The organism is Nitratireductor aquimarinus (assembly GCF_017255295.1).
Classification (GTDB): Bacteria; Pseudomonadota; Alphaproteobacteria; order Rhizobiales; family Rhizobiaceae; genus Nitratireductor; species Nitratireductor aquimarinus.
This window is the reverse complement of record NZ_JAFKDE010000006.1, coordinates 216478-240789: the sequence shown is the minus strand read 5'-3', so window position 1 is coordinate 240789 and position 24312 is coordinate 216478. Positions and strand designations below refer to the sequence as shown.

At 62.2% G+C, this 24312-nt stretch carries 27 protein-coding genes; 14 read left to right on the top strand and 13 right to left on the bottom strand.

Features of this window, described 5'->3' with window-relative positions; translation table 11 throughout:
* The first annotated feature begins 42 nt into the window (after positions 1 to 42).
* On the top strand, positions 43 to 570 hold the full coding sequence (locus JYP46_RS12125; protein ID WP_206544001.1) for a SixA phosphatase family protein: 528 nt from the start codon (positions 43 to 45) through the stop codon (positions 568 to 570).
* A gap of 86 nt (positions 571 to 656) precedes the next feature.
* On the opposite strand, the gene JYP46_RS12120 is transcribed toward JYP46_RS12125, so the two are convergent.
* Positions 657 to 1121, bottom strand: coding sequence for a GNAT family N-acetyltransferase (locus JYP46_RS12120; protein WP_206548224.1), 465 nt, complete (start codon positions 1119 to 1121; stop codon positions 657 to 659).
* A gap of 283 nt (positions 1122 to 1404) precedes the next feature.
* Between JYP46_RS12120 and JYP46_RS12115 the strand changes: the two genes are divergently transcribed.
* The 3 genes from JYP46_RS12115 (at position 1405) to JYP46_RS12105 (ending at position 5403) form a co-directional block, all read left to right on the top strand.
* Complete coding sequence (locus JYP46_RS12115; RefSeq protein ID WP_113155783.1) at positions 1405 to 1833, top strand: GNAT family N-acetyltransferase; 429 nt, start codon at positions 1405 to 1407, stop codon at positions 1831 to 1833.
* Positions 1834 to 1945: 112 nt separating this feature from the next.
* Complete coding sequence (uvrB, locus tag JYP46_RS12110) at positions 1946 to 4771, top strand: excinuclease ABC subunit UvrB (RefSeq protein ID WP_206548223.1); 2826 nt, start codon at positions 1946 to 1948, stop codon at positions 4769 to 4771.
* Between the two features lie 110 nt (positions 4772 to 4881).
* Positions 4882 to 5403: a hypothetical protein gene (locus tag JYP46_RS12105; RefSeq protein WP_206548222.1), complete on the top strand. Its 522-nt coding sequence runs from the start codon at positions 4882 to 4884 to the stop codon at positions 5401 to 5403.
* A 27-nt stretch (positions 5404 to 5430) separates the two neighbouring features.
* Here the strand turns inward: JYP46_RS12105 and JYP46_RS12100 are convergent, their stop codons facing one another.
* From JYP46_RS12100 to JYP46_RS12075, 6 genes are all read right to left on the bottom strand, one after another.
* On the bottom strand, positions 5431 to 5817 hold the full coding sequence (locus JYP46_RS12100) for a GFA family protein (protein ID WP_206548221.1): 387 nt from the start codon (positions 5815 to 5817) through the stop codon (positions 5431 to 5433).
* A gap of 67 nt (positions 5818 to 5884) precedes the next feature.
* Positions 5885 to 6502, bottom strand: coding sequence for a DUF6875 domain-containing protein (locus JYP46_RS12095; protein ID WP_206548220.1), 618 nt, complete (start codon positions 6500 to 6502; stop codon positions 5885 to 5887).
* Between the two features lie 8 nt (positions 6503 to 6510).
* Entirely contained in the window at positions 6511 to 7032 is a 522-nt protein-coding gene (locus JYP46_RS12090; RefSeq protein ID WP_206543994.1) for a glycine-rich domain-containing protein, read from the bottom strand.
* Between the two features lie 2 nt (positions 7033 to 7034).
* Positions 7035 to 7574 carry a DinB family protein gene (locus JYP46_RS12085; protein ID WP_206543993.1) on the bottom strand — a complete coding sequence of 180 codons (540 nt, stop codon included), beginning with the start codon at positions 7572 to 7574 and terminating at the stop codon, positions 7035 to 7037.
* Between the two features lie 193 nt (positions 7575 to 7767).
* Positions 7768 to 8814 (bottom strand): autotransporter outer membrane beta-barrel domain-containing protein, encoded by a 1047-nt coding sequence (locus tag JYP46_RS12080; protein ID WP_206548219.1) that lies wholly within the window; start codon positions 8812 to 8814, stop codon positions 7768 to 7770.
* A 571-nt stretch (positions 8815 to 9385) separates the two neighbouring features.
* Positions 9386 to 9619: a hypothetical protein gene (locus JYP46_RS12075; protein ID WP_113155775.1), complete on the bottom strand. Its 234-nt coding sequence runs from the start codon at positions 9617 to 9619 to the stop codon at positions 9386 to 9388.
* 254 nt (positions 9620 to 9873) lie between these two features.
* Here JYP46_RS12075 and JYP46_RS12070 point away from each other — a divergent pair, with 254 nt between their 5' ends.
* The 6 genes from JYP46_RS12070 to JYP46_RS12045 all read left to right on the top strand — a co-directional run bounded on the left by JYP46_RS12070 (position 9874) and on the right by JYP46_RS12045 (position 14790).
* Complete coding sequence (locus tag JYP46_RS12070; protein ID WP_222474076.1) at positions 9874 to 10200, top strand: BA14K family protein; 327 nt, start codon at positions 9874 to 9876, stop codon at positions 10198 to 10200.
* Between the two features lie 467 nt (positions 10201 to 10667).
* Complete coding sequence (locus JYP46_RS12065; protein WP_113155773.1) at positions 10668 to 10910, top strand: DUF1344 domain-containing protein; 243 nt, start codon at positions 10668 to 10670, stop codon at positions 10908 to 10910.
* 167 nt (positions 10911 to 11077) lie between these two features.
* Positions 11078 to 12298, top strand: coding sequence for an NAD-dependent epimerase/dehydratase family protein (locus tag JYP46_RS12060; RefSeq protein WP_113155772.1), 1221 nt, complete (start codon positions 11078 to 11080; stop codon positions 12296 to 12298).
* A 12-nt stretch (positions 12299 to 12310) separates the two neighbouring features.
* Positions 12311 to 13120: a glycosyltransferase gene (locus JYP46_RS12055; protein ID WP_206548217.1), complete on the top strand. Its 810-nt coding sequence runs from the start codon at positions 12311 to 12313 to the stop codon at positions 13118 to 13120.
* A 2-nt stretch (positions 13121 to 13122) separates the two neighbouring features.
* Entirely contained in the window at positions 13123 to 14019 is an 897-nt protein-coding gene (locus JYP46_RS12050; RefSeq protein ID WP_222474100.1) for an NAD-dependent epimerase/dehydratase family protein, read from the top strand.
* Positions 14020 to 14400: 381 nt separating this feature from the next.
* On the top strand, positions 14401 to 14790 hold the full coding sequence (locus tag JYP46_RS12045; RefSeq protein ID WP_206548215.1) for an acyl-CoA thioesterase: 390 nt from the start codon (positions 14401 to 14403) through the stop codon (positions 14788 to 14790).
* A 105-nt stretch (positions 14791 to 14895) separates the two neighbouring features.
* Here JYP46_RS12045 and JYP46_RS12040 read toward each other — a convergent pair whose 3' ends face one another.
* The 6 genes from JYP46_RS12040 to JYP46_RS12015 form a co-directional block, all read right to left on the bottom strand.
* Positions 14896 to 16194, bottom strand: coding sequence for a hemolysin family protein (locus tag JYP46_RS12040; protein WP_206548214.1), 1299 nt, complete (start codon positions 16192 to 16194; stop codon positions 14896 to 14898).
* A 73-nt stretch (positions 16195 to 16267) separates the two neighbouring features.
* Entirely contained in the window at positions 16268 to 17197 is a 930-nt protein-coding gene (locus JYP46_RS12035) for an extensin-like domain-containing protein (RefSeq protein ID WP_222474075.1), read from the bottom strand.
* 121 nt (positions 17198 to 17318) lie between these two features.
* Positions 17319 to 18161 (bottom strand): extensin-like domain-containing protein, encoded by an 843-nt coding sequence (locus JYP46_RS12030; protein ID WP_206548213.1) that lies wholly within the window; start codon positions 18159 to 18161, stop codon positions 17319 to 17321.
* Between the two features lie 60 nt (positions 18162 to 18221).
* Positions 18222 to 18650: a DUF3775 domain-containing protein gene (locus JYP46_RS12025; RefSeq protein ID WP_206543986.1), complete on the bottom strand. Its 429-nt coding sequence runs from the start codon at positions 18648 to 18650 to the stop codon at positions 18222 to 18224.
* Positions 18651 to 18735: 85 nt separating this feature from the next.
* On the bottom strand, positions 18736 to 19626 hold the full coding sequence (locus JYP46_RS12020; RefSeq protein WP_113155767.1) for a DMT family transporter: 891 nt from the start codon (positions 19624 to 19626) through the stop codon (positions 18736 to 18738).
* A 109-nt stretch (positions 19627 to 19735) separates the two neighbouring features.
* Entirely contained in the window at positions 19736 to 20869 is a 1134-nt protein-coding gene (locus JYP46_RS12015; RefSeq protein ID WP_206548212.1) for a PQQ-dependent sugar dehydrogenase, read from the bottom strand.
* A 278-nt stretch (positions 20870 to 21147) separates the two neighbouring features.
* On the opposite strand from JYP46_RS12015, the gene greA reads away from it, so the two are divergent.
* Genes greA through JYP46_RS11995 form a run of 4 tightly spaced genes read left to right on the top strand, consistent with a single transcriptional unit; the run spans position 21148 to position 24234 of the window.
* Positions 21148 to 21621 (top strand): transcription elongation factor GreA, encoded by a 474-nt coding sequence (greA, locus tag JYP46_RS12010; RefSeq protein WP_113155765.1) that lies wholly within the window; start codon positions 21148 to 21150, stop codon positions 21619 to 21621.
* A 2-nt stretch (positions 21622 to 21623) separates the two neighbouring features.
* On the top strand, positions 21624 to 22718 hold the full coding sequence (locus JYP46_RS12005) for a glycosyltransferase family 4 protein (RefSeq protein ID WP_206548211.1): 1095 nt from the start codon (positions 21624 to 21626) through the stop codon (positions 22716 to 22718).
* On the top strand, positions 22697 to 23446 hold the full coding sequence (locus JYP46_RS12000) for a glycosyltransferase family 25 protein (protein WP_206543982.1): 750 nt from the start codon (positions 22697 to 22699) through the stop codon (positions 23444 to 23446). The genes JYP46_RS12005 and JYP46_RS12000 overlap by 22 nt, the downstream gene beginning before the upstream one ends.
* Positions 23440 to 24234: a glycosyltransferase family 25 protein gene (locus JYP46_RS11995; protein ID WP_113155762.1), complete on the top strand. Its 795-nt coding sequence runs from the start codon at positions 23440 to 23442 to the stop codon at positions 24232 to 24234. Before JYP46_RS12000 ends, JYP46_RS11995 begins: the two co-directional genes overlap by 7 nt.
* Positions 24235 to 24312 lie beyond the last annotated feature (78 nt).

Here is a 24312-nt window from a genome sequence, read left to right as displayed (position 1 = left end):
GGCGCGCTTGAAGGCTGATTCAACGCGTTTCTTGGAGGGCGAATGAAAGAGCTTCTGCTTTTACGGCATGCGAAATCGAGCTGGGATGAGCCCGGCCTGAGCGATGCCGAGCGTCCGCTTGCGCCGCGTGGACGACGCGCCGCGCCACGCATGGGGCGAGAACTCGCGCAGCGTGGCTGGTTGCCGGATCTGGTGCTGGTGTCGCCGGCGCGCAGGGCGCAGCAGACATGGCGACTGGTCTCGTCAGCGCTGAAGGGGCCTGCTCCGGCGATTGGCGATGGAAGCGGGCTTTACATGGCAACGCCCGGGCAATTGCTGGCCGCTCTCCACAAAGTGCCGGAAGAGGCGGGGCGCGTGCTCGTTGTCGGGCACAATCCGGGCATGGAGGACTTCGCCAGCCTTTTGGCCGGAAACGGTTCCGGGGAAGACGCGCTGGAGCGCATGCGCGAGAAATTCCCCACCGCTGCGCTTGCCCGGTTCGCCTTTGATGGACAGTGGGACGCTCTGGCCTTTGGCGGTGCGCGACTGCTCCATTTCATGAAGCCGAAAGACTTCAGCGCATCGGCCTGAAAATCGGAACAGGTTTTCGGAAAGCACCATGCGCAGGTTCAACAGGTTAGAGCGTCCTTTGTGCGTTCGAATGGACGCACGGCGCTCTAGCTGACAGCCGGCGCAATCGAAAAACGATAGATCGTTTCGTCCGTGTCGCTGCTTTTCTCGATGTTCTCCGCACCGGCGGCAATGATCGCTTTTGGCCAGAAGATCTGTGCTGCCTGATTGCCGGCCATGATGCTGACCTCCCACGTGCCGGGGTGCCGGTGCATGGTGCTCACGGCCATCGACCGGCCAAGTCCTCTGCGGCGTGCGTTCGACAGAACCGCGAACTCCGCCATGGAGAAGGTGACGCCATCTTCCTCCAGCGCCCGCACGAACGCGAAACCGGTAACGGTCTCGCTGTCGCGGAAGAGATAAGGCCAGCGCCTGTCGGTCTCCTGCCAGTAGAGGTCCAGATAGGGATAATCGTCATCGACGCCGCCATGGGGCGAGAGTTCTTCAAGGTATTCCCGCAGCATCCGGTCGATCAGCGGCTTGTCGGTCTTTTTCGCGAGGATCAGTTGCATGAGAAGTGGCGCTCGACTGTTCTTGTGGCGCGCAGCATATCACCCTCACATGTCCGCGCGTGGCTTCTGCAAGCTTGCCTTTCCTACATGATCGCGCTAGATCGCGCCAAAATGTCTGGAGGTTTTATGTCCCGGTGAAGCGGGGGCGGGTCTCGCCCCGGAAATGGATGATGGATGGCGCAGTTCCGTCCCGCGCATCCGTTTCGCTTTCAAACCAAATTATTCTGCAGTGCGCGTGTCGTTGTCGACGCGCTTGATGCTGCATAGCTGGACATAAACGAAAATGATCAAGACCTATCAACCCGGCGTCGATGACGACGCCATTGTCGACATCTGGCTCAAGGCGAGCCGGCTCGCCCACGCGTTTCTGGATGATGATTTCCTGACGCGCGAAGCCGACAACATCCGCAATGTCTATCTGCCCATGGCTGACACCCGCACCGTTTGGGCGGATGACCGGCTTGTCGGCTTCATCTCGCTTCTGGGCAACCAGGTGGGTGGCCTCTTTCTCGACCCGGATTGTCACGGTCGGGGGCTGGGCCGGGCGATGGTGGACGATGCGGTTGCGCGCATGGGCGCGCTGGAACTCGATGTCTTCGTGAAGAATGACATCGGCAGGCGCTTCTATGAACGCTACGGCTTTGCGGAAGTGGAGCAGCGCATCGACGAACCCACGGGCGAGCCGGTTCTGCATCTGCGCTACCCGGCCTGATATCCGGACAGGCGGGGGCTCCTGACACCCTTGTGTCAGGAGCTGTGCGGGGTGATGCTTTCCCCATGCGTCACCCCTTTCCATTTGGGGGCAGCGATTCCATATTCAGGGCATGGCCAAATCATCCGAGAAGAAGAATGGCGGCTTCGCCGAAGCCCCGCAGCCCGAGCTTTCGGGCACGCCGCTGACCGGTTCCATCGCGGACTGGGCAAGCGAGATTGCGCAGGAAGCAGAGAAGCCCGCGCGGGCGAAGGCCAGGGACAAGGCGAAGAAACCGAAGAAAACGGCTGAGCGTTCCGCCGGCGGCTCGAAGACCGCGCGCGGCACCTCCATGGGCGGCGCGGCCTCTGCGCGAGAGCGCGCGGCTGCCGGCATGATGCCCGTCGCCGGTCTCGACGTCACGCTGGAGGAGGCCGAGGGGCTGTCTTCCTCGGGCGTTACCGCTACGGTCGCCGCTCTTTCGCGGCTGATCGAGGGGGGCGATCCCAACCTTCAGTCCAACTGGACCCCGCACCGCCCCTCCCGGCCAGCAAAGTCGGAAGGCGGCGTGCCGATCAAGATGGTCACGGAGTTTACGCCCTCCGGCGACCAGCCGACGGCCATTGCCGATCTGGTCGCGGGCGCGAACGAGAACGAGCGCACCCAGGTGCTGCTCGGTGTTACCGGCTCGGGCAAGACCTTCACCATGGCCAAGGTGATCGAGGAGACGCAGCGCCCGGCCATCATCCTCGCGCCGAACAAAACGCTGGCCGCCCAGCTCTATGGCGAGTTCAGGTCCTTCTTCCCCGACAATGCGGTCGAGTATTTCGTTTCCTACTACGATTACTATCAGCCGGAGGCCTACGTTCCGCGTTCCGACACATTCATTGAGAAGGAATCCTCGATCAACGAGCAGATCGACCGCATGCGCCACTCGGCCACGCGCGCGCTGCTCGAGCGCGATGACGTGATCATCGTCGCTTCCGTGTCCTGTATCTACGGTATCGGCTCTGTCGAAACCTACACGGCCATGACCTTCCAGATGCAGATTGGCGACCGGCTGGACCAGCGCCAGCTACTGGCCGATCTGGTTGCCCAGCAATACAAGCGTCAGGACATCAATTTCGTGCGCGGCTCCTTCCGGGTGCGCGGCGACACGATTGAAATCTTTCCTGCCCACCTTGAGGATCGCGCCTGGCGCATTTCCCTCTTTGGCGATGAAATCGAGACCATCACCGAGTTCGATCCGCTTACCGGCAAGAAGACCGGCGACCTGGAGTCGGTCAAGATCTACGCCAACTCGCACTATGTCACGCCGCGCCCCACGCTGAATCAGGCTGTGAAGGGCATCAATGCCGAGCTGAAACAGCGTCTGGCGGAGCTTGAGCGCGCCGGCCGTCTGCTGGAGGCGCAGCGCCTCGAACAGCGCACCCGCTTTGATCTGGAAATGCTGGAGGCCACCGGCTCCTGTGCCGGCATCGAGAACTATTCGCGCTATCTGACCGGCCGTGCGCCGGGCGAGCCGCCGCCGACCCTGTTCGAGTACATTCCCGACAATGCGCTGGTCTTCATCGACGAGAGCCACGTCACCATTCCGCAGATCGGTGGCATGTATCGCGGCGACTTCCGCCGCAAGGCGACGCTTGCCGAATACGGTTTTCGTCTGCCCTCCTGCATGGACAACCGTCCGCTGCGCTTCGAGGAATGGGACGCGATGCGCCCCGCCAGCGTCGCCGTTTCGGCCACGCCTGGAAACTGGGAGATGGAGCAGTCTGGCGGCGTGTTCGCCGAGCAGGTCATTCGCCCCACGGGTCTCATCGACCCGCCCGTCGAGGTGCGTCCCGCCAAGACCCAGGTGGACGATGTTCTGGGCGAAATCCGCGAGACCGCAGCCAAGGGCTATCGTACGCTGGTGACCGTGCTGACCAAGCGCATGGCGGAGGATCTCACGGAATATCTTCACGAGCAGGGCGTGCGCGTGCGCTACATGCACTCCGACATCGACACGCTGGAGCGCATCGAGATCATTCGCGATCTGCGTCTTGGCGCGTTCGACGTTCTGGTCGGCATCAACCTTCTGCGCGAGGGCCTCGACATTCCCGAATGCGGACTTGTCGCCATCCTCGATGCCGACAAGGAGGGCTTTCTCCGCTCCGAAACATCGCTCATCCAGACCATCGGCCGTGCGGCGCGTAATGTCGATGGCCGGGTCATGCTCTATGCCGACCGCATCACCGGTTCCATGGAGCGCGCGATGGAGGAGACCAACCGCCGCCGCGACAAGCAACTCGCCTATAATGAGGAGCACGGCATCACGCCGGCTTCCGTCAAGAAGAACATCGCCGACATTCTCGACTCCGTCTATGAGCGCGACCATGTCCGCGCCGATATCGGCGGTCGCGGCAAGGGCGAGGACCTCAACAACCTCGTGGGCAACAATCTTGCCGCCCATCTGGAGCATCTGGAGAAGGCGATGCGCGATGCGGCTGCCGATCTCGACTTCGAGGAGGCCGCGCGCCTTCGCGACGAGATCAAGCGCCTCAAGGAGACCGAGCTCGCCATCATGGACGACCCGCTGGCCCGCGACGCCGGTGTGGAGAACACCCAGAAGTCCCGCCGCGACAAGGCGCGCAGCAGGAAGGCACCGCAGAAGCAGGCGCAGGGTGAGGGGGGAGCGGCCTCCGCTTCCTCTCTCTTCCACAAGCCGGATCTTGATGAGATGGGCACGTCCGGCGCGCATGCAGTGCCGGCTGGCAAGGGGCTCTTCCGCAAGAACGATCTGGATGAAATGACGGTCGGGCGCACGGAAAAGCCGGTCCGCAAGCCGGTTCCGCAGAAGCCGGAGGATGACGCCAAGCCCGTTCGACGCCACAAGATCGGCCTTGGCTCTTATGAAGACCCAGCCGACGACCGCGCCCGCAAGCGCCGGCCAGGAAAGACTGGGCGGCCGGGACGGTAGGGAGCTGGGTTTTCGCTGCAGTGCATGGGGGCGGATGTTTCATCTGTGGTCGGTGCCTGGCTCTATCCAGTACGGACACCTATCGAACAGCGACTGAAATCGAGTGCATCATGAAACGTATTATTGCCTGCGCCTTCGCGCTTCTTCTGTCGGGCGCGGTGGTGGCGCAGCCGATTGATGATTTTGATTCACTGTCCACGCCGGAGCTGATTGACGTCGCGCCGGAGGCACATCCGGCTGCACTCTACGTTCTTTCTTCGCGCCTCATGGCGCAGGGGCGCGGACTGGAGGCGGCAAAGTGGATGTATGCCGGCCAGTTGCGCTACCGGTTTCTTGTAACGGCGCTCGGCGATGCCGGGCAGGATGAAAACATCCTGCTTTCCGCCCTGACGGAATCCGTCGGGCGTCCGGTGAACGAATATATCGCCGCCGATCCGGATGAATGGATCGAGGCGATGAAGTGGGCGCTGGACTGGGACGCCGCCCATGGCAATGCCCTGACCTCGAAAACGACCCATGCCTCGGATCTCGCCGCGATCCGCTCGGGACTGCGCGACTTGATCGTGCAGGTGGACGGAAACCGCGATCTTATCCGCAAGAGGCGCAGGGAAGCTGGTCTGCCTGTCCGATGAGGGACGGGCGCCGGATGCGGGGCCGGTTCAGTGTGGCTGGTCGTCTTCCCGGTTCCGCTCGTATCGTTCTTCAACCGGAAAGGGCGGGAGCCAGGCCTCGCGCCTGATGCTCCACAACTCATAGGAGGGGCTCAACTGGTTGGGTTCGTCCAGCGTGCCGAGATGCACCTCGGTTTCATCACCGGTCTTGGCGAAAACGGATGAACCGCAGCGCGGGCAAAAATGCCGCCCCTCATAATCGCGTGTCTCGCCGGTGATGGTCACCCTGTCCTGCGGGAAGACCGCCGCAGCATAGAACAGCGCGCCATGGTGCTTGCGGCAGTCAAGGCAGTGGCAGATCCCGACCCTGTCGGGCTGGCCCTTCGCTTCGACGCGCACGGCGCCACACAGGCACCCTCCTGCAAAATGATCCATGCCGCCTTTCCTTCGCTGTCGATACGTTGCGCGAACTCTGACGCCTGATCAGAAAGGCTGCAAGCGTTCACGGGGGCTGTGAGGCAGGGGGGGAGAGGGGCTGGTCTGTCTCAGCGCTTGCCCGCCAGCTTATGTAATCCTGAAGCAGATCGGCTGAACGGCTGAAAAACCGCCCGTCACCGCGCCTTTGCGCGCTGCGTATCGAGATCAGCGGGAAAGGGGCATTTGGCATTACCTGCCGGTGTTTTGGGGAATGACTGTCTTCGCCGGGCCAGAACTTGCCGAACATGAGGCCGGCTTTCGTGTAGTCCCGCTTCAATGGCCAGTGCAGCGCGCCGAGAAAGGATGCGTGATCGGTGTTCTCCGGCAGGCCGGCGAGAAGCACATTGTAGCAGAGCAGGCGTCCCGGAACGCGGTCAAGCCTGCTGCGCTCGGCAAGGAAAGTGTGGGTCAGACCGTGGAGAGCATCACGAAAGAGCTCCAGATGCGCCGTGCCGGCGGCGCATGTGGGGTCGTATGTGGGGTCGCATGCGGCGTCGCGCTGCGCCAGCTTGAACGTTCTGATCGTGCCCGCAGCCCGTGCCTGCTGGATGAAGGGGCAATAGCGGGCGGAGGCGGTGAGAAAGCCGTCAATCTCGGCTTCTCCCGTCTCCGCAAGTCGCATCCGTGCCCGGACTTTGCGCATTGCCGGGCCTACCCGCCGCGCGAGGAGGTTTTCTTGTCCTTGTCGCTGTCGCGTATCGGCTTGGGAGGTGCTGTCTTCCCGCTGTCCTTGCCGTCATCCTTTGGCCTGCGTTCCATCGGATCGGGCTGAAGCGGGCTGCAATCCCATGAGGCGATGACCATGCCTGTTTGCAGATAGTGGTCGCGGGCAGGGCGATCCACCACACCGCCCTCGTTCATGAACCAGATCTCGGGCAGTTTCCCAAACCGCTCTTCATATTCAGCAGTCCATGAAATCAGCCCGTGGCCCTTGCCTTCGGCGTGGATGATGCGCCGGCCGCATGCCTCGATGCAGAACCGGTCATAGGCTTCATGGGCTTTCGAAGAGGATGTGCCCGGCTCGGCGGTCTCGCTGCCGGGCAACATGTCGTGCCAGTGCCTGTCGATGCGCTCCGACCACATTTCGATCGGGCGGTCGAGCGCGACATGGAGTTGGAAGAAGCGCGCCAGTTCTTCGGCAGCTGCTGCGTGATGTGTGTCTTGTCCGGGCATTTTCATACTCCCTCAGCAGCCATTTCTTCCGGATCCACGCTGTAGAAGCGGGGCGCCACCAGTGTGAGGTGCAGGATGTGGGGATGGCTCACCGAGAGTGCGCCCAGATGCCAGTAATTGTGCGCGGCGAGGTGTTCCCACAGGGCTCCATAGGCCGGAAAGCGGCAACCGGATGGGGTTGGCTGGTCCCACTTGGCCACATCGAAGGCGTTCAGTGCAGCAATCGTTCGGTACTGCTCATTGGCGAAGGCGTTCTCGATCTCTCGCCTTGTGCCGAAGCGGTCGCGGTCTTCATCGTAAACGGCGCGCCCGCCCTTGAAGGCTTCGCGGGACGCGCGGTCGACCCTTGGTTCAACACCGCCAAAGACGCGGTTCCGCGCCCAGTCCTGCAGCGTAAAGAGATGTGTCAATGTCCAGGCCATGGAGCCGCCATTGGCGGGCTCATCGAAAAAGCCGTCGTCCGAAAGTGTCTTGGATACACGTAATAGCAGTGTTCCACTCGTGTCGATCTGACGCCTGATGGCATCCTTGATTCCGCTCAAATTCCCCTCCCATTGGATGTTCGCCCGGTTTTCCGTTTCCGGGTAAGCGTGAGGTTGCACCCCATGATTGAGGTGCCCCCCGGTAGAGGAAGTACTCTGGAGGCAATTTTACGGGTGCGTTACGCGCTCTGAATGGAGGAGGCAGGGCCGGAAAGCGTCGGCAGGGTTGTGCCAAAAATGCGCTGGAGCGGCGTCAGAAGCGGAGAGTGAAGCGGGTTTTCAGCGTCTGCTTTCTGCCGCTGCCGCGCGTGTCGGCGCTCAGGCCGTAATCCGTGGTCAGCGTTGCGCGCGGATTGAGCGCCCAGTCGAAGCCCGCCCGGGCCGTGATCTTTGCGCTGTCTTCCAGGCGGCGCACCTTCTGCGTTGCGACGGGCGCGGTGCGTTCGCTGCGGGCAGCGCTCCATTCCAGACCTGCGCGCGGCGTGACCCGTCCGCGCCGGGTTTCAATCCGGGTTTCGCCGGTCAGGCCGAGTTTCATCTTCGCCGCTTCATTGCGGTGGCCGCTGGCCGCGCCGCTGAAGCGCATGTGCGAAAACGTGGCTTCACCATAGCTGTGCAGCTTTAGCCGATCCAGTGTGAAGGCGCGGCTGGCGCGCAGCATGGCGAACAGTCGGTCGCCATCGCCGCCCGGAGCCCGGACGCCAAGCGAAGACCATCCTGAAAAGCTGCTGCGCGATGCGCCCAGCGCCACATCCAGATAGGTCCGGTCGCCGGTAAACAGCGTACCATAGAGGGTCTGGCTCAGGATGCGTGTTGAATAGGTCATGTCGGTGGCAAGCGGCGAGCGGTCATAGGCAAGGCCCGTTGCATGCCCGATCAGGAGCCGAGGGCTCACCCGGTAATCTGCGCCAAACGCCAGCCCCTTGGTGGAAAACGCCGAAGCGCGGCGGTCATTGGCGCGCGTCTCGCTCAGCACGGCCTTGCCGCCCATCCAGCGGGCGAGCCTTGGTGTGCGTCGCAGCTTCTCCGCCGCGACGATCCGGCGGGTGTCGAGCAGCCGGCTTTCAGCATCATGACCGTGCCTGCGCTTCACATGCAGCCGCACGAGGCTTGCCTCGGCATTGCCGCCACGCGCCCTGAGCTGGCGCGTATTGGCCATCCGCTCACGAACGATGGAGAGCTGCCGCGCTTCGCTGTCAGCCGCGCGCGCCCGCTGCCGCGCATGGATCGCCGTCATGTCGAACGACAGTTCCGCCGCACGTGCTCCTTCCGGAGGCGCGGATGATAATGCGACAGTCATGGCGAGCGCTGCCACCACGGGGGTGGAGCGTTTGCGGGCGAAGAACATTCCTGAAAGGCCCCGGTCATTGTTTGGGACGAACACGCCCACGAAGATAGAATGATCGGAGCGCGAGCGGAATGATCACGGCGTGTTTCTGTGTGAAATACTCCGTTTTCGCCCGGCCCTGTTGTCGATATGCCATAGGAGGCAATGCAGGGGCTCCTCAGCAGGCCCGGGGTCCCGGGGGGAAAGGCGGGAGTTCTCTTGTTCCGGGCAGGGGATGATCGCCTTCTTCGCATCGGTTGCCTGTTGGCGCATGGCGAAGAGCCTGATGTGCGGTCGCAATGGCTGGCGGCCGGACTGCGCCGTTACGCCATCGGAGTTTCTGAATCTGGAGTGCGTTTCGATTGCAGCGCTGCCATGGTTGCTGGCCGCACTGCTTGTAATTCTGGCCTGACGGCGGGCAAAGCGAGAGACGCAGTCATGGACAGCGTCCGCTGGTTCTCCGAGAGTTTTCGGGGGAGGAGCTGGGCGCAGCAAAACCCTTTCGCGCCACGGCGCGTCGGGCAGTCTCTGTTCGGCTGATGCTCTAGGCTTCCAGCCGCGTTCCGCCGTCCAGTCCGGCCTGAACCAGGTTGAGCGGTGTGCGGCGTCCATCGGCCCATGATCGCATGACATGTCCTGCCACACGTTCGCGGGTCTTGTTGTCGCTACGCTTTATGCCAAGTTCGCTGCAGACAGCTTCGATGGCGCTTTCCATTTCAGCCATCTCTGCTGCGTCATAGATGCCGGCGCTGATATGCGGTACTCCAGACTTGGCCATCGTCCGGCCCTCCTCTGTCGTTGAGCTGCGGTCGGCGTGCGTTACCTCCTCTGCCGCCGTCCACCTTCGCCCCACGCTATACGGTAACACGTTTATTTCCTCTTTCCATTATGGCGAATCTATGTTGCGCCCACGCGACAGCTCTGGAGGCAAAAAAATGCCCGGGCGCGTGAACCTTTTCGCTTACCTCCGCGACAGACGCATATCGGACGGCCGGGATGGCCGGCCCTTCATTGCAAAAGGAGGATGATGAAATGACCCTGACCCTGAAACGCACTGTTACCCGTGGCCTGCTGGCTCTCGCGCTCACCGCTTCCGCGCATTCGTTTGCGCCGTCTGAGAGCCGCGCCGGCAGCCTGTCTCCGGGTGAGGCGGCTGCGATTGCCGGGCTTGGCGGCTTCATCGCCGGTGGTCTGATCGCGGACTCCCGCGCCCGGTATTACGGCCCTGCACCTGTTTACGGCGTTCCTTCCGCCTGGGACCGCCATGTGGCGCGCTGTCATGCGCGGTACCGCTCTTATGACGCCTACAGTGATACGTTCCTTGGTTACGACGGCTACCGTCATCGCTGTCGCCTGTAACCCTCATTTCTGAAGTGCAACAAAGGAAAGGAGGTGCAAGCGGACGCCGGATGACCGTTTTATCCCTCTCTCCCATTCATCGCGGTCATTCGCGGGCCGGCGCTTCCCTCAGGCGCCGGCCCGATTCACGTGTCGGGTGCGTTCGGTAACCGTTGTTTATCGGGCTTTGCCCGAACGCGGAAAAACACGCGCGGATGTGATCGCGCATTTCATGGATTTTGTCCGCTTTGCAGCACGGCATGATTGAACCATTGGCGCTGTTGCGCGTTGTTCGGCGGTGAGTGCCCGCCGCAGGGGCGATTGCGGCAAAGCTTTGGCGCAGGCCGTGTTTTGGATGGTCACTCTGATTGATTTGAGATTGGCGGTGTTCCGCCCCATCTTTCTGTCCGTCGGCCTGGTTCCCGCTTCCCCCAAGAACTGTCACCGGGGACTGGGCCGACAGTTGAGCAACAAAGGGAGTTCTGTTGATGAAGAAGATCCTCGCAACCCTGGCCGCCACCGGTTTTCTCACGCTCTCGGCCTATGCCGCCGAAGTGCAGGGCACGGTGCAATCCGTGGATGCGGAGACCCGGACGATCGCGCTTGACGACGGCACGGTCTACACCGCTGGTGAGGGCGTCGATCTTGCCAGCATAGCGTCCGGAGCGGCGGTTACGCTGACCATCGATGACACGACCAATGAGGTGACGTCCGTAGACGCGCAAATGTAATCCTGCCCACTCTCACCTGAACGGAAAGCCGGTCTCCACGCGAGGCCGGTTTTCTTTTGTTTGTTGTTTCGGAACAAACTGTCATAAAACTTTGCTAAGGGGGCTCTCTGAAAGGGAATCGAATGGTTCCCATAGCCCGATGCTTTGATTACCGGAGGCAGAATTCCATGAAGATTGCAGTTCTTGGCGGCGATGGATTCGTCGGCTGGCCGACCTCGCTTCACCTGTCGGCACGCGGACATGATGTTCATATCGTTGACAATCTGTCCCGGCGCTGGATCGACACCGAGCTCGGTGTCCAGTCGCTGACCCCGATGGATTCGATCCAGGAGCGCACGCGCATCTGGCATCAGGAGACCGGACGGCGCATCCATTTCCACCTGATCGATCTTGCGCGCGATTACGATGTGCTGAAGGCGTGGCTCGATGAGCATCGCCCCGACGCCATCGTGCACTTTGCCGAGCAGCGCGCCGCGCCCTATTCGATGAAGAGTGACCGGCACAAGAATTACACGGTCAACAACAACGTCAACGCGACGCACAATCTGCTCAACGCGATGACGGAGATCGGCCTCGACGCGCATCTGGTGCATCTGGGCACGATGGGCGTTTACGGCTATTCCTCGGTCGGCGCAGCCATTCCCGAAGGCTATCTGCCGGTTGGCGTCGAGACGCTGTCGGGCGATACGGCTTCGCTCGATATCCTCTACCCGACCAATCCGGGCTCCATCTACCACATGACCAAGTCGCTGGATCAGCTTCTGTTCCAGTTCTACGCCAAGAATGACGGCGTGCGCATCACCGACCTGCACCAGGGCATCGTCTGGGGCACGCACACGGAAGAGACGAAGCAGCATCCGCAGCTCATCAACCGCTTCGATTACGACGGCGACTATGGCACGGTGCTCAACCGCTTCCTGATCCAGGCGGCCATTGGCTACCCGCTGACCGTTCACGGCACGGGCGGTCAGACACGCGCTTTCATCCACATTCAGGATTCCGTGCGCTGCGTGGAGATTGCGCTCGCCAATCCGCCCAAGCGCGGCGACCGCGTCGAGATCTTCAACCAGATGACCGAGACGCACCGCGTTCGCGATCTGGCCGAAATGATCGCCCGCATGACCGGCGCCGAGGTGGCCTATCTGCCCAACCCGCGCAAGGAAGCCGCTGAAAACGAACTCGTGGTCAAGAACGACAAGTTCCTTGCGCTGGGCCTCAACCCGATCACGCTTGAGGAAGGGCTCTTGGCCGAAGTGGTGGATGTGGCGAAGAAGTTCGACTACCGCGTCGACCGTTCGCGCATCCCTGCCGTTTCCGCATGGACCAAGGACATCGCGCCGACAATCGAGCGCGATCCCGAGGGCAAGCGCCTCAAGAGCGTCGGTTAAGCGGCGCTCCCAATGCCGAAACAGGCCTATGTGACGCTCGTCACCAATGCCGATTATGCAATGGGCGCACTGGCTCTGGTGCGCTCCCTGCGGCTGACGGGCACCGATGCCGATCTTGTGGTGATGCACACCGGCGGCACGCCGGCCGAGGCGCTGGAGCCGCTTGCGGCTCTTGGCGCGCTTCTGGTGCCGGCGGAGCTTCTGCCGACCTCTGATGCCTTCAATGAGCGGCATCAGCGGGCGCGGCTTCACGCCAATGCGCCCTTCACCAAGGGCAACAAGCCGGCCTTCCACACACCGCTCGACAATTTCGCCAAGCTGCGCCTGTGGCAGCTCACCGAATATGAGCGGGTGGTGTTCATCGACGCCGACGCCGTTGTCGTGCGCAACATCGACCGGCTGTTCGGTTATCCCGAATTCTCCGCCGCCCCCAATGTCTATGAGGGGCTGGCGGATTTTCACCGGCTGAACTCCGGCGTGTTTGTCGCGCAGCCTTCGCAGGCGACCTTCGCTGCGATGCTTGAGCGGCTCGACCGGCCCGACGCCTTCTGGCGGCGCACCGACCAGACCTTCCTGCAGGATTTCTTTCCCGACTGGCATGGCCTGCCGGTGTTCTTCAACATGCTGCAATATGTCTGGTTCAACCTGCCGGAGCTGTGGGACTGGACGTCCGTTTCCGTGGTTCACTACCAGTATGAAAAGCCGTGGGAGCGCGATCATCCCAGGGCGGGCGAGCTCAAGCCGCTCATCGATCTCTGGCACGCCTATCATTCGGGCGAGAACATTCCCGACATCGATACGCTGGCGAACCCTGCGCCATGAGCATGCCGCACAGCATCGTCTCCGGCGGAACCGGGCTTGTCGGCCGCTTCATCGTCGAGGCGCTGCTGACGGCCGGGCACCGGGTCACAATCATGGGGCGCAACGCTCCGCCGGATGGTTTCTTTTCTGAGCCCGTTGCCTTTGCTCCGCTTCGCCTCGAACCGGCGTCGATATCGACTGCCCTTTTCGAAGGGGCGGATTTCTTCGTGCATGCAGCCTTCGACCATGCACCCGGAAAATACCGGGGCGGCGAGGGTGATGACGCGGAAGGGTTTCGGCGGCGCAATCTCGATGCCAGCCTTGCCCTTTTTCGCGCGGCAAGGGCCGCTGGGGTTTCCCGAACGGTGTTCCTCTCCACGCGCGCTGTCTATGGGCCGCGCGCGCCCGGCGTGATGCTGGACGAGATGGAGACCTGCCTTCCCGATACGCTTTATGGCGAGGTGAAGCGCGCTGCCGAAGAGGCGCTTTCAGCGCTCTGCGATGATGGCTTTCACGGCATCAGCCTGCGGGTGACCGGCGTCTACGGGGCGGCTGGCATCGGCCGCCGGCACAAATGGGCAGGGCTCTTCGAAGACTATCTGGCCGGCCGTGAGATCGCACCGCGCGCGGCGACCGAGGTGCATGGCGAGGATGTCGGATCCGCGGTGCGGCTGATGCTGGAAGCACCGGTGGCGGCGCTTGCGCAGGGCCTCTTCAACGTGTCCGATCTGGTGCTCGACCGTCGCGATCTTCTGGCGCTGGTGGCGCGTGAAACGGGATGCGGCAATGCGCTGCCGGAGGCTGCCGACCGCAGTGCCGTCAACGCGATGCACACCGAACGGCTGCGCGCACTGGGGTGGAACCCCGGCGGCGAAGCGCTTCTGGAGCGCACCGTCAGTAAGTTGTTAAACGGCTATTAACCGTGTTGTGGTGAGATGGTGTTGTGTCGCCGTTCGGCATGAGCGGCGGCAGACCACCACCGAAATTTTCCCCGTGAAGCATTTCTGGTGAAAAGTGGCGAAACCGGCGGGCGCTGCCTGCGGTTATGCGAGTCGTTGCCGCACGTTTACGGTAAAACCTCATCCATCGATTCAAGATGTTGATGTATTGATTCATGTTTTTCGCGCAATGATTCACGTTGTTGCGCCAAGGCCTTGGCGCAGAATCGAAAAATCGCGCTGCATTCTTTGCGTAAAGGGGCGGCGTGCCGGATATCGGGGCGGAGTCATGCGGCAGGTTTCTTGACCTGTCATTGGCGCGCAGCTACGCCCGGTTCAGACAGGATGAAGGGACCAGGAACCATGAATGCACCGGAAAAACCCACCGGCGACCTGACGCTGCGCACACAGGCAATGCCCGGTGACGCCAATGCCGCCGGCGACATTTTCGGTGGCTGGGTCATGGCGCAAATGGACCTTGCCAGCGGCATTCGCGCTGCCGAGCGTGCGCATGGCCGCGTGGTCACGGCAGCGGTGAAGGAAATGGCCTTCGCCAAGCCCATGAAGGTGGGCGACACGCTGTGCATCTACACGCACATTGAAAGCGTGGGGCGCACATCGATCCGGCTCAAGGTGGAAGCCTGGGCGCAGCGTTATCTCTCGCCGACCATCGAGATGGTGACGCATGCGGATTTCGTGATGGTGGCGCTCGACGTCAATGGCAAACCGACGCCTGTCCCGCCGGAGGAGTGAGGCTTGGCGCATCGGCCCGAAAATCGGAATTGATTTTCGGAAAGCACGGTGCGCAGATTCAACAGGCTGGAGCGTCCTTTGTGCGTCCGAATGGACGCACGGCGCTCAGGCCTCCGGCGTCTCGTCGAGGCGGGTCGCCAGAACACGGTCGATGCGGCGATTGTCGAGATCCATGATCTCAAACCGCCAGCCCATCGCATCGGTGCTTTCGCCGGTCTTCGGCAGATGCGTGAACTCGGACAGAAGGAAGCCGGCGAGCGTCGTGTAGCTGCGGTCAAGCGGCAGGGTGAAGCCCAGATGGTCCGCCATTTCGTCGGCGGGCATGGAGCCCGGCAGCAGCCACGAACCGTCAGCGCGCTCGACAATGTCCATCTCGCCTTCTTCGGCATCGGCGCGGAACAGGCCGGCAATCGATTCCAGAATATCCGACGGCGTGACGATGCCCTCGAAATGACCGTGCTCGTCATGCACAAGCGCCATGGGCATGTCGGCTTCGCGCAGGATGGAAAGCACATCCAGCGCATCCGCCATGTCATGCACGACGGGGGCAGGGCGCACATGGGCGCGAATGTCGAGGGGGTCGCCCGCCAGATCGGACGCCAGAAGGTCGCGCAGTTTGACGACGCCCACAATCTCGTCGATCGAGCCTTCGCCGGCCGGCAGAAGTGAATGTCCCGAAGTCTTGAGGTTGGCCGCCAGCGCCTCTTCGCCCGCCGAAAGGTCCAACCAGTCGATTTCGCCACGCGGCGTCATGATGGCGCGCGCCTTGCGGTCGGCAAGACGCATCACGCCGGCGATCATGCGGCGTTCGTCGGATTCGATGGTGCCGCTGCTCTCTGCTTCGGCGATCAGGGTCCTGATCTCCTCGTCCGTCACGCGCTGGCTCGATTCCGCGCTCTGCCCGAGCAGCGCCAGAACCAGACGGCCCGACACGTCGAGCAGCCAGACGAGGGGCAGGGTGATGCGTGACAGGAGCCCCATGATCGGCGCGACCTTGACCGCAATGCCTTCGGCATTCTTGAGCGCGATCTGCTTGGGCACCAGCTCGCCGACGATCAGCGACCCATAGGTGATGAGCGCCACGACGATGCCGACGCCAAGCGGGTTTGCCACGTTGGTCGAAAAGCCCTGCGTAATCAGCCATTCCGAAAGCCGGGTGCCCAGCGTTGCGCCGGAGAAGGCGCCGGAAAGGACGCCGACCAGCGTGATGCCGATCTGCACCGTGGAGAGAAAACGGCCGGGATCGGCGGAAAGCGCCAGTGCGCGGGCCGCACCCCGCTGCCCCTGATCGGCGCGCGACTTGAGGCGCGCGGGCCTTGCCGACACCACGGCAAGTTCCGACATGGCCATGAAGCCGTTGAAGAGAATGAGGACGAACAGAATGACGATTTCAACGATGAGCATGGTTGCTCTTTAGCACCCCGGAAAGAACGGCGCGAGCCTTGGCGTGTGTGTATGACTGTTTCAGCGCACAGCTTTACTTGCAGGCGCGATAGCCGTTGCGGCGGCCCTTCAGGTCGAAGTGGAAATGATCGCGGTGATCGTAATTGTAGCCGGGGCCGAGAACGGTGGTGAAATAGTCGCAGCCTTCGGCGCGAACCGAGTTGAGCAGGCCGCGCTGGCGGAAGGCGAAGAAGCCGGGCTTGCGCACATCGACTTCGCGTCCGTTCTTCAGTTCCACACTCATCACGTCGAGCGCGTTGCCCTTGGAATGCTCCGAGGCGACGCTGGTTCCGGCGATCCGGCGGCACGAATAGCTCGAGCCCTGGCGGATCTTGCCGATGCCGGTGAAATAGCGGGTGCGTGCGGCTGGTGCGAGCTCGTTCTTTGTCCAGCGGGCGAAGGTTTCTGCCATCTGGCAGTTAAGCGTCGCGGCGGGCGCCATCTCGATGCCGCCGGACAGTCCGCTGACCTTGATCGGCCAGTCGATGCGGCATGCGCCGCCATCATTGATCGGCTCAAGATCCTGATACTGGACGCCCAGGCGTTTCAGACGTTTGCGGCATGCGACCTCTTCCGGCGGCATGACGCGCGCGGAGCTTTCGTCACGCGGTACGGTAAAACGCGGATAGGACACCATCATCGGATTGGACGGGACGAGCGCCTGAAGGCCCTGCGCCCTGGCCGGTGCCGGTGATGCAGCCGGTGATGCAGGTTGCACCAGCTGAGCCTGAACCGGTGCCGGCGGTGCAACCTGTTGCATGACTGGCGCTGGCGGTGCGATCTGGCTCACCGTGGCCGCGGGAACGGCAGCGGTGCGCGCACCGAGATCCACGGACGGGCGCGGCGACATCACATCGCTGACGGAACATGCGGAGAGGGTTGCAAGCGTCAGGCCGGCGAGCATGAGCCGCACGCGCGGACGCCGCACCGGTGCAACCAGCCTGTCAACTCGAATACCCGCCATGAACACGCCCCCGTCACCTCTCGAATTTGCTGAGAGAAGCTGAAGGTTAGCGCGTCAAGGTAAAGGAAGTATCAGTGACGCCGTTCAGACCTGTGACGTCTTTGTGGCGAGGGGGGAGGACCTATCGGCAATAGGGGCGGTCGTTGCGGCGCGATTTCATGTCCAGGTGAAAGTGATCGGCGTGGTCCGCGTCGCTGCCGGGACCGAGCACGGTGAGGAACGGGCCACAGGCCGCCTTGCGGAACGCGTCGAGAAAGCGCGCACCGTCGCTCTTGAGGTCTTCCTTCTTGGAGACGGTCAGTGTGGTGCCGTCTGCCAGCGTGAAGGCTGCAATGTCGAGCGCATTGCCGAAGGCGTGTTCGGAGAGCGTGTTCGTGCCGTTGCGCGCGCGGCAGACATAGGCGGAGGCGTGACGCACGGAACGAATGGGTTGCTTCAGGTGCTTGCGTGCAAGGGCTGGCACCTGCCCGGCGAAGAAGCGGGCCAGCGCCAGCGCAGTCGTGCAGTTGAGCGTGGCTTCAGGCTCCAGCGAAATCTTCCGCGACAGGTCTTTGATGACAAGGGGATGCGGGATGCTGCAGCCGATGTCCTTGTCCCCAATCGGCTCCAGATCCTCGAAGGTGACGCCAAGCTCGGACAGCGCCTTGCGGCAGGCTGTTTCTTCCTTCGGTGTGCTTTGTGGTCTGGGCTGATCCTTGCGCTGCGGTGCTGGCTGATCCTTTTTGGTCCCGGCCTTTTCTTTTTCTTTGCCTTTGTCTGTCGGGCGCGGAGAGGGGATCGGCACAACGACCGACATCTCCTGACGCTTTACCTCACCCCGCATATGCGGAATGGGTCCCGAAGGGGGAAGCGTGATGCGCCCGCCCTTTTCGGCAAGGACACTCTGCGCCGGAGACAGTGTCAGCGCGAAAAGACTGAGCAGAATGGGCCGAAAGGCGCGCCGGACGGCAGGTCTGTGGATCATGCGGGTTGATTGCATCAAAACCCGATAATCGGGAAATAAGCGCTTTTTCTGATCGGCATTTTATCGCGCGCCAATGGCGTCGAGGGCTTCATCCAGCCAGTCGCCGAGCATCGGCATGCCGAGAAGATAGGTGGCCACCCGTTTCGCGCCGTGCTGTTTGGCGTCATTGACGGCATTGGACCATTCGCTGATGTCGTAGTCGCCCCGACCGATCCAGGCGAGCGCCATCAGTTCGGCCGCTTCATCCACGTTGAGGTCGGCCACGAGTTCGCGGAACTCCTCTTCCGTCAGATCCTCTTCTTCCTCTTCAATGAGGCCGTCATGCTGGTGGGTGTCGCGCGCTTCGCCATCGATCTCCACTTCATGCTCATGGCCGTCGTCATAGTCGCTGTTGAGGCCGGCGCTGATGGCGCGCGCCTTGCCTGCGAGCAGGCGCACTGTGTCGGGATCGATCGACAGTTCCCATTCTCGTTCGACAGGCTTCTGCACGTCCATATCCTCCAGCAAACGCTGTCATGATAGCGCAGAAAATGTTGAAAGCGCGATGCCTGTCGATCGCTCCGTGAGAAAACGCTCAGGCCACGCTTCGCCGGCGGCTGCGGATGGCGGGAACGATCTCGACGGCAAGGATCGCCGCAAAGATCAGACCGCAGCCCGCAAGGCCGAGTGGCGGAAGCCGTTCGCCAAGGAAAATCGCGCCAAACAGGGCGGCAAACACGGCCTCGGTGGAGAGGAAAATGGCTGCCTGCGGCGCTGTCGTATAGCGCTGGCCGATGACCTGCAGCGTGAAGGCGATGCCGCCGGAAAAGACGCCCGCATAGAGGATTTCCGGCAGCGCGATGCGGATGGCGGCAAGATCGATGGGCTCTATGAATGAAGCGATGGCGAGCGCGATGACGGCAGTTACCCCGAACTGTGTCACGGACAGGGTGACGGGACGCCCCGTGTGGCTGGCGCTGCGCCCGATCATGATCACCTGAAGAGCCCAGAACAGGGCGCAGAGGATCGTGAGCCAGTCGCCGATCTGGAGCGAAACCTTGCCTGCGCCGGAAAGGAGCCAGATGCCGGCAAGGGCGGAAAGTGCTGCCGGCCAGACAATCCGGTGCGGCCATTGCCGAAACAGGAGGACGGCGAGAAAGGGGACCATCACCACATAAAGCCCGGTCAGAAAACCGGAATTGGTGACGGTCGTTGTAAGAAGCCCCACCTGCTGCGCAGCCATGCCGGCAAAGAGGAGCACGCCGATGACCACGAAATTGCGCTTGTCCAGAACCGTCAGGCTCGCTGTGCTGCGGCGGCTTTCCCACAGGGCGAAGGGCAGCACCGAGAGGCAGGCGATTGCAAAGCGCAGACCGATGAAAAGGAACGGGCCAATCGCATCCATGGCCGTGGACTGGGCAACAAAGCCCATGCCCCACATGGCGCCGGCAAGAAGCAGAAGAAGATTGGCCTGAACCCGTGTCATGCGCGTATCCGGATCGTAGAAAGAGCGTATTCCTTACGCAGCGCAACCCTGCGGCGCAAGGGCCGCAGGCCCGGCGGCCTATGGTCCAGAACGGCAGGAAAGTTTCGGGCTATTCCGGTCGGAATATGCGGATGATCTCACCCTTGCGCTTGTCGGTCAGAAGCCAGATCGAACCGTCAGGCGCGACATTCACATCGCGGATACGGCCGAACGCGCCCCGGAACAGGCGTTCCTCACCGGTGATTTCCCCGTCCTCATCGCGTTCGAGACGGGCAACGAGGTGGTATTTAAGGGCCGCAACCAGAAGATCGCCTTCCCATTCGGGGAACATTTCGCCTTCATAGACAGCCGCCCCCGACGGGGCGATGGAGGGGTCCCAGTAATATTCCGGCTGTTCGTAGCCGGGGGCTTCGGTTCCCTGGCCGATCTGCGTTCCGCTATAATTGACCCCGTAGGAGATGACCGGCCAGCCATAGTTCTTGCCGGCCTCGGGGCGATTGACTTCATCCCCGCCGCGCGCGCCATGTTCCACCGTCCAGATCGACTGGGTGACGGGATCGAAGACCATGCCCTGCGGGTTTCTGTGACCCATGGACCAGATCTCGTGCGCGGCGTCGGGCGTGTTTGCAAATGGGTTGTCCTGCGGGATGCTGCCGTCGCGATTGATGCGCAGGACGGAGCCGGCATGATCCGTGGGATCCTGCGCGCGGCCGCCTTCGCCGCGGTCGCCGATGGTGAAGAACAGCGTTCCGTCGGGATGCAGCGCGATGCGCGAGCCGAAATGCTGACCGGCCCCGGTTTTCCGGTTCATCGAAAAAATGGTGGTCACGTCTTCAAGTCGTGGGGTCTCGCCGTCCAGAACCAGCCGGGCGCGTGCGATGGCCGTGCCGGCTCCGCCCTCACCAGGTTCTGAATAGGAGAGGAAGATCGTTCCCGTCTCGGCAAAGTCCGGCGCGACTGCAACATCCAGAAGCCCGCCCTGTCCGGTTTCGGCGACGGCAGGCACACCCGGAATGGGAGCCGAGAGGGCGCCATCGGCGTAAAGGCGCAACTGGCCCGACCGCTCCGTGACGAGAGCGCTGCCGTCGGGCAGGAAATCGAGCCCCCAGGGATTGGAAAGACCGCGCGCGAGCGTTTCGGAGGAGACGGTCACCTTGTCCGTGGCAAACGATTTGGCAGCCGCAAATGAGGGCAGGGCCAGAAGGGCGGAAGCCAGAGCTGTTCGCAGGACCAGGTTGTGCATGAAACTTTCTCCCATTACGCGATTCCGTCAACAGACAGGATGTAGCCACATTCAGGCAAGACAGATTTGTTCGCGATTGGAGCAGTTGTACGTTCGGAACGCAAAAATTTGCGTGAAAAACGTCATGACCTTGTTATATTGACAGGGGGCATGAGAAGCGGTTCCGCAGGCAGAAGCTTTCGGACCGTTTCTTTTTATGTCTGCGCCTGTGGCAGGGCGGCGTTTCGCGCATCGCGTGCGGAAGCTGTTCCTGTTTTCATGTCTGGAAGGTGAATGAAATGATCAAGGTTCCGATGACGCTCGCCGGAGCTGCGGCGTTGAAGGAAGAGCTGCGTTGGCGTCAGCAGGAAGAGCGCCCGCGCATCATCGAGGCAATTGCCGAGGCGCGCGCGCATGGCGACCTTTCGGAGAATGCTGAATATCATGCAGCCAAGGAGGCGCAGAGCCTCAATGAAGGCCGCATCGGCGAGCTCGAGGATTACATCGCCCGCGCTGAAGTGATCGACGTGTCGAAGCTGTCCGGCGACACCATCAAGTTTGGTGCAACCGTGATGCTGGTCGACGAAGACACGGAAGAGGAAAAGACCTACCAGATCGTTGGCGATCAGGAAGCCGATGTGAAGGCCGGTCGTATTTCCATTTCCTCGCCCATCGCGCGTGCGCTGATCGGCAAGGCCGTTGGTGATTCCATCGAAGTGAATGCTCCGGGCGGTGCGCGGGGCTACGAAGTGATAGAAGTCCGCTACGGCTGACCATGTCCGGCAAAGTGCCCGCAAGCGCGAGCGGCCAGCCACTTCCCGTCAGAGACGTGGAAGTGGTGGCCCCGAACTTCAAGAAGCGGCTTTCGGGCGTCACCAGCACAATCGTGCAACTGGTGCCCAAACAGGCCGAGAGCCTGGCCATCACAACCGTGGGGCCGGGCCTTCCCGACACACTGCCGAAGCTGCGCTGGTGGCAGGTGCCGGGTCTTTTGCTGAAACCCGAAAACCGTCCGTTCCGTGTCTGGCATGCCCGGCGCAATCCGGAGATGCTGGCCGGTGTGGTGCTGCGTGATGTTTTCCGCGCGCCCCTGAAACTGGTCTTCACCTCCGCTTCCCAGCGTCATCACACGCGCTGGACGCGCTTTCTGATCAACCGCATGGACCGCGTGGTGGCGACGAGCCGCAAGACGGCGAGCTATCTCGAGGTCCCCAATCAGGTTGTGATGCATGGCATCGACACCACGCGCTTCTCGCCGCCGCCAGGCCCCGCCGAGGGGGCGGCGGCTGTTGGCATGCCTGAAGGGCAGCGCTATGTCGGTTGCTTTGGCCGGGTGCGGCATCAAAAGGGCACCGATCTCTTCGTCGATGCGATGATTGCCTTGCTGCCGGAGCGACCGGGCTGGTCTGCGATCATCGCCGGTCAGGCGACGCAGCCGCACGCCGCTTTCGAGGCAGGGCTGAAGGAAAAGGTGCGCGCTGCCGGACTTGCCGACCGTGTTCATTTCGTCGGCACCCGCGAAGACATTCCCGCCTGGTACCGTGCGCTTTCGCTTTTCATCGCGCCGCAACGCTGGGAAGGGTTTGGCCTGACGCCGCTCGAAGCGATGGCGACGGCGGTGCCTGTCGTCGCCACGGATGTGGGCGCATTCTCCGAGTTATTGGAAAATAGCGGTGCGGGCACGCTTGTTGCCGTTGATGATCTCGGAGCGATGGTTTCTGCGGCAGCGCATTACATGGATGACGACGCCTTGCGGGGCAGGGCAGCCGATGCAGCGCTTTTGCATGCACGGTCGCATTTTCCCCTTGAAGGTGAGGCAAAAACGCTGAACGGGATCTATGAGGATCTGTGGCGAAAGGCTTCAAAGTGAAGATCGAAGGCTTCATCATTCACCTTCAGCGCGCGACCGCCCGGCGACAGCAGGTGGATCATCTTCTGAAAGAACTGCCGGTCAAGGCCAGCGTGGTGGACGCGGTGGACGGTCAGGCAATGAGCGATGAAGAGATCGCAGGCCATTATGTGAAGGAGCTTCACAGGCCGGCTTATCCGTTCGCCCTGCGCAAATCCGAAGTCGCCTGCTTCCTGTCGCACCGCAAGGTGTGGCGCATGATCGTGGAGCGCGGGCTCGATGCGGGGCTGATCATCGAAGACGATGTGGCGCTCGACGTCGCGCTTTTCGGGCGCTGCTTTGAGATGGGGAAGGCCGCCTGCAAGGGGGCTGCCTATGTGCAGTTTCAGACGCGGCCTGTGAAAGGCGCTTTTCGCACTGTTGCACGCGGTGATGGGATTGACGTGGTTTCGCCCGAAATCACGCAATTGCGCACGTCTGCCCAGCTGGTTTCGCGCGAAACGGCGGAAAAACTGCTCGATCTCAGCGAACGTTTCGACCGTCCGGTGGACACGTTTCTGCAGATGCGCTGGCTGACGGGCATTACGCCGGTCTGCGTTGTTCCGTCTGGCGTTTCCGATCGCACGCAAGAGACGGGCGGCAGCACGATTCAGGGTGGCAAGACGCCCTGGCAGCGGGTCTCGCGTGAGTATCACCGTTTCATGTACAGGCAGGCCGTGCGACGCCTGTCGGCTGCAGACCGATGCTGATTCTGGTCATCAATCTCGACCGGGAGAAAAAGCGTCTTCAACACATGCGCAAGGAGTTCTCCGCGCATGGGCTCGCGTTTCAGCGTGTTGCGGCGGTTGATGCCGCCCGGCTTTCCGACGAGACCATTGCGGCGTATCGAAAGGGCAAACCGAATTTCTACGAACTCGGCGTCGGTGAGGTGGCCTGTTTTCTTTCCCATCGAAAATGCTGGGAAATCGCGGCGGAAAGTGCGGAAAACCACACGCTTGTGTGCGAGGACGACCTCTTTCTGGGCGAGAATGCCGGGGAAGTGCTGGCCAGTGGAGACTGGATGCCTGCCGACGGCGGGATCGTGAAGGTGGAAGCGTCACGCTTCAAGACCCTTGTGGGCAAGGTTCCCGTGGCGGAAATTGCGGGCCATGGCGTCTTCGCGCTTCATCGCGATTATGCCGGTGCGGGCGCCTACATCATCTCCCGCGACTGCGCGCGCGAACTGCTGGCGCTGACGGAGACGTTTTGCGATCCTGCGGATCAGTTTCTGTTCAACCGTACGGTGCCGGGGTGGCATGGCAGGCCGATCTATCAGCTGATGCCCGCAGTGGCGATCCAGGAAGTTTTTCTGAAACCGGCATCCGGTCAGGCGCTTGGCAGCGCTCTGCAGGGTGAGCGGCGCACCAAGCGGCGTACGGGCTTTGACAAGCTGCGCCGTGAAGCGGCGCGCCCCTTCGAGCAATTGGGTGGGGTGATCAGCGGCGTGGTAACCGGACTTTTCTCCGACCGTCGCTGGGTGCGTGTCCCTTTCCGCTGAAAGGAAGGGACGGATCTCACCAGAATGATGGGCCCTTGTTGATTAAATTAAATTCCGCCTAATTTACGTGGCAATTGC

Coding starts and splice junctions, on each gene's coding strand:
- JYP46_RS12125 (WP_206544001.1), top strand. CDS start 43: ATGAAAGAGCTTCTGCTTTTACGGCATGCGAAATCGAGCTGGGATGAG.
- JYP46_RS12120 (WP_206548224.1), bottom strand. CDS start 1,121: ATGCAACTGATCCTCGCGAAAAAGACCGACAAGCCGCTGATCGACCGG.
- JYP46_RS12115 (WP_113155783.1), top strand. CDS start 1,405: ATGATCAAGACCTATCAACCCGGCGTCGATGACGACGCCATTGTCGAC.
- uvrB (WP_206548223.1), top strand. CDS start 1,946: ATGGCCAAATCATCCGAGAAGAAGAATGGCGGCTTCGCCGAAGCCCCG.
- JYP46_RS12105 (WP_206548222.1), top strand. CDS start 4,882: ATGAAACGTATTATTGCCTGCGCCTTCGCGCTTCTTCTGTCGGGCGCG.
- JYP46_RS12100 (WP_206548221.1), bottom strand. CDS start 5,817: ATGGATCATTTTGCAGGAGGGTGCCTGTGTGGCGCCGTGCGCGTCGAA.
- JYP46_RS12095 (WP_206548220.1), bottom strand. CDS start 6,502: ATGCGCAAAGTCCGGGCACGGATGCGACTTGCGGAGACGGGAGAAGCC.
- JYP46_RS12090 (WP_206543994.1), bottom strand. CDS start 7,032: ATGCCCGGACAAGACACACATCACGCAGCAGCTGCCGAAGAACTGGCG.
- JYP46_RS12080 (WP_206548219.1), bottom strand. CDS start 8,814: ATGACTGTCGCATTATCATCCGCGCCTCCGGAAGGAGCACGTGCGGCG.
- JYP46_RS12075 (WP_113155775.1), bottom strand. CDS start 9,619: ATGGCCAAGTCTGGAGTACCGCATATCAGCGCCGGCATCTATGACGCA.
- JYP46_RS12070 (WP_222474076.1), top strand. CDS start 9,874: ATGACCCTGACCCTGAAACGCACTGTTACCCGTGGCCTGCTGGCTCTC.
- JYP46_RS12065 (WP_113155773.1), top strand. CDS start 10,668: ATGAAGAAGATCCTCGCAACCCTGGCCGCCACCGGTTTTCTCACGCTC.
- JYP46_RS12060 (WP_113155772.1), top strand. CDS start 11,078: ATGAAGATTGCAGTTCTTGGCGGCGATGGATTCGTCGGCTGGCCGACC.
- JYP46_RS12055 (WP_206548217.1), top strand. CDS start 12,311: ATGCCGAAACAGGCCTATGTGACGCTCGTCACCAATGCCGATTATGCA.
- JYP46_RS12050 (WP_222474100.1), top strand. CDS start 13,123: ATGCCGCACAGCATCGTCTCCGGCGGAACCGGGCTTGTCGGCCGCTTC.
- JYP46_RS12045 (WP_206548215.1), top strand. CDS start 14,401: ATGAATGCACCGGAAAAACCCACCGGCGACCTGACGCTGCGCACACAG.
- JYP46_RS12040 (WP_206548214.1), bottom strand. CDS start 16,194: ATGCTCATCGTTGAAATCGTCATTCTGTTCGTCCTCATTCTCTTCAAC.
- JYP46_RS12035 (WP_222474075.1), bottom strand. CDS start 17,197: ATGGCGGGTATTCGAGTTGACAGGCTGGTTGCACCGGTGCGGCGTCCG.
- JYP46_RS12030 (WP_206548213.1), bottom strand. CDS start 18,161: ATGATCCACAGACCTGCCGTCCGGCGCGCCTTTCGGCCCATTCTGCTC.
- JYP46_RS12020 (WP_113155767.1), bottom strand. CDS start 19,626: ATGACACGGGTTCAGGCCAATCTTCTTCTGCTTCTTGCCGGCGCCATG.
- JYP46_RS12015 (WP_206548212.1), bottom strand. CDS start 20,869: ATGCACAACCTGGTCCTGCGAACAGCTCTGGCTTCCGCCCTTCTGGCC.
- greA (WP_113155765.1), top strand. CDS start 21,148: ATGATCAAGGTTCCGATGACGCTCGCCGGAGCTGCGGCGTTGAAGGAA.
- JYP46_RS12005 (WP_206548211.1), top strand. CDS start 21,624: ATGTCCGGCAAAGTGCCCGCAAGCGCGAGCGGCCAGCCACTTCCCGTC.
- JYP46_RS11995 (WP_113155762.1), top strand. CDS start 23,440: ATGCTGATTCTGGTCATCAATCTCGACCGGGAGAAAAAGCGTCTTCAA.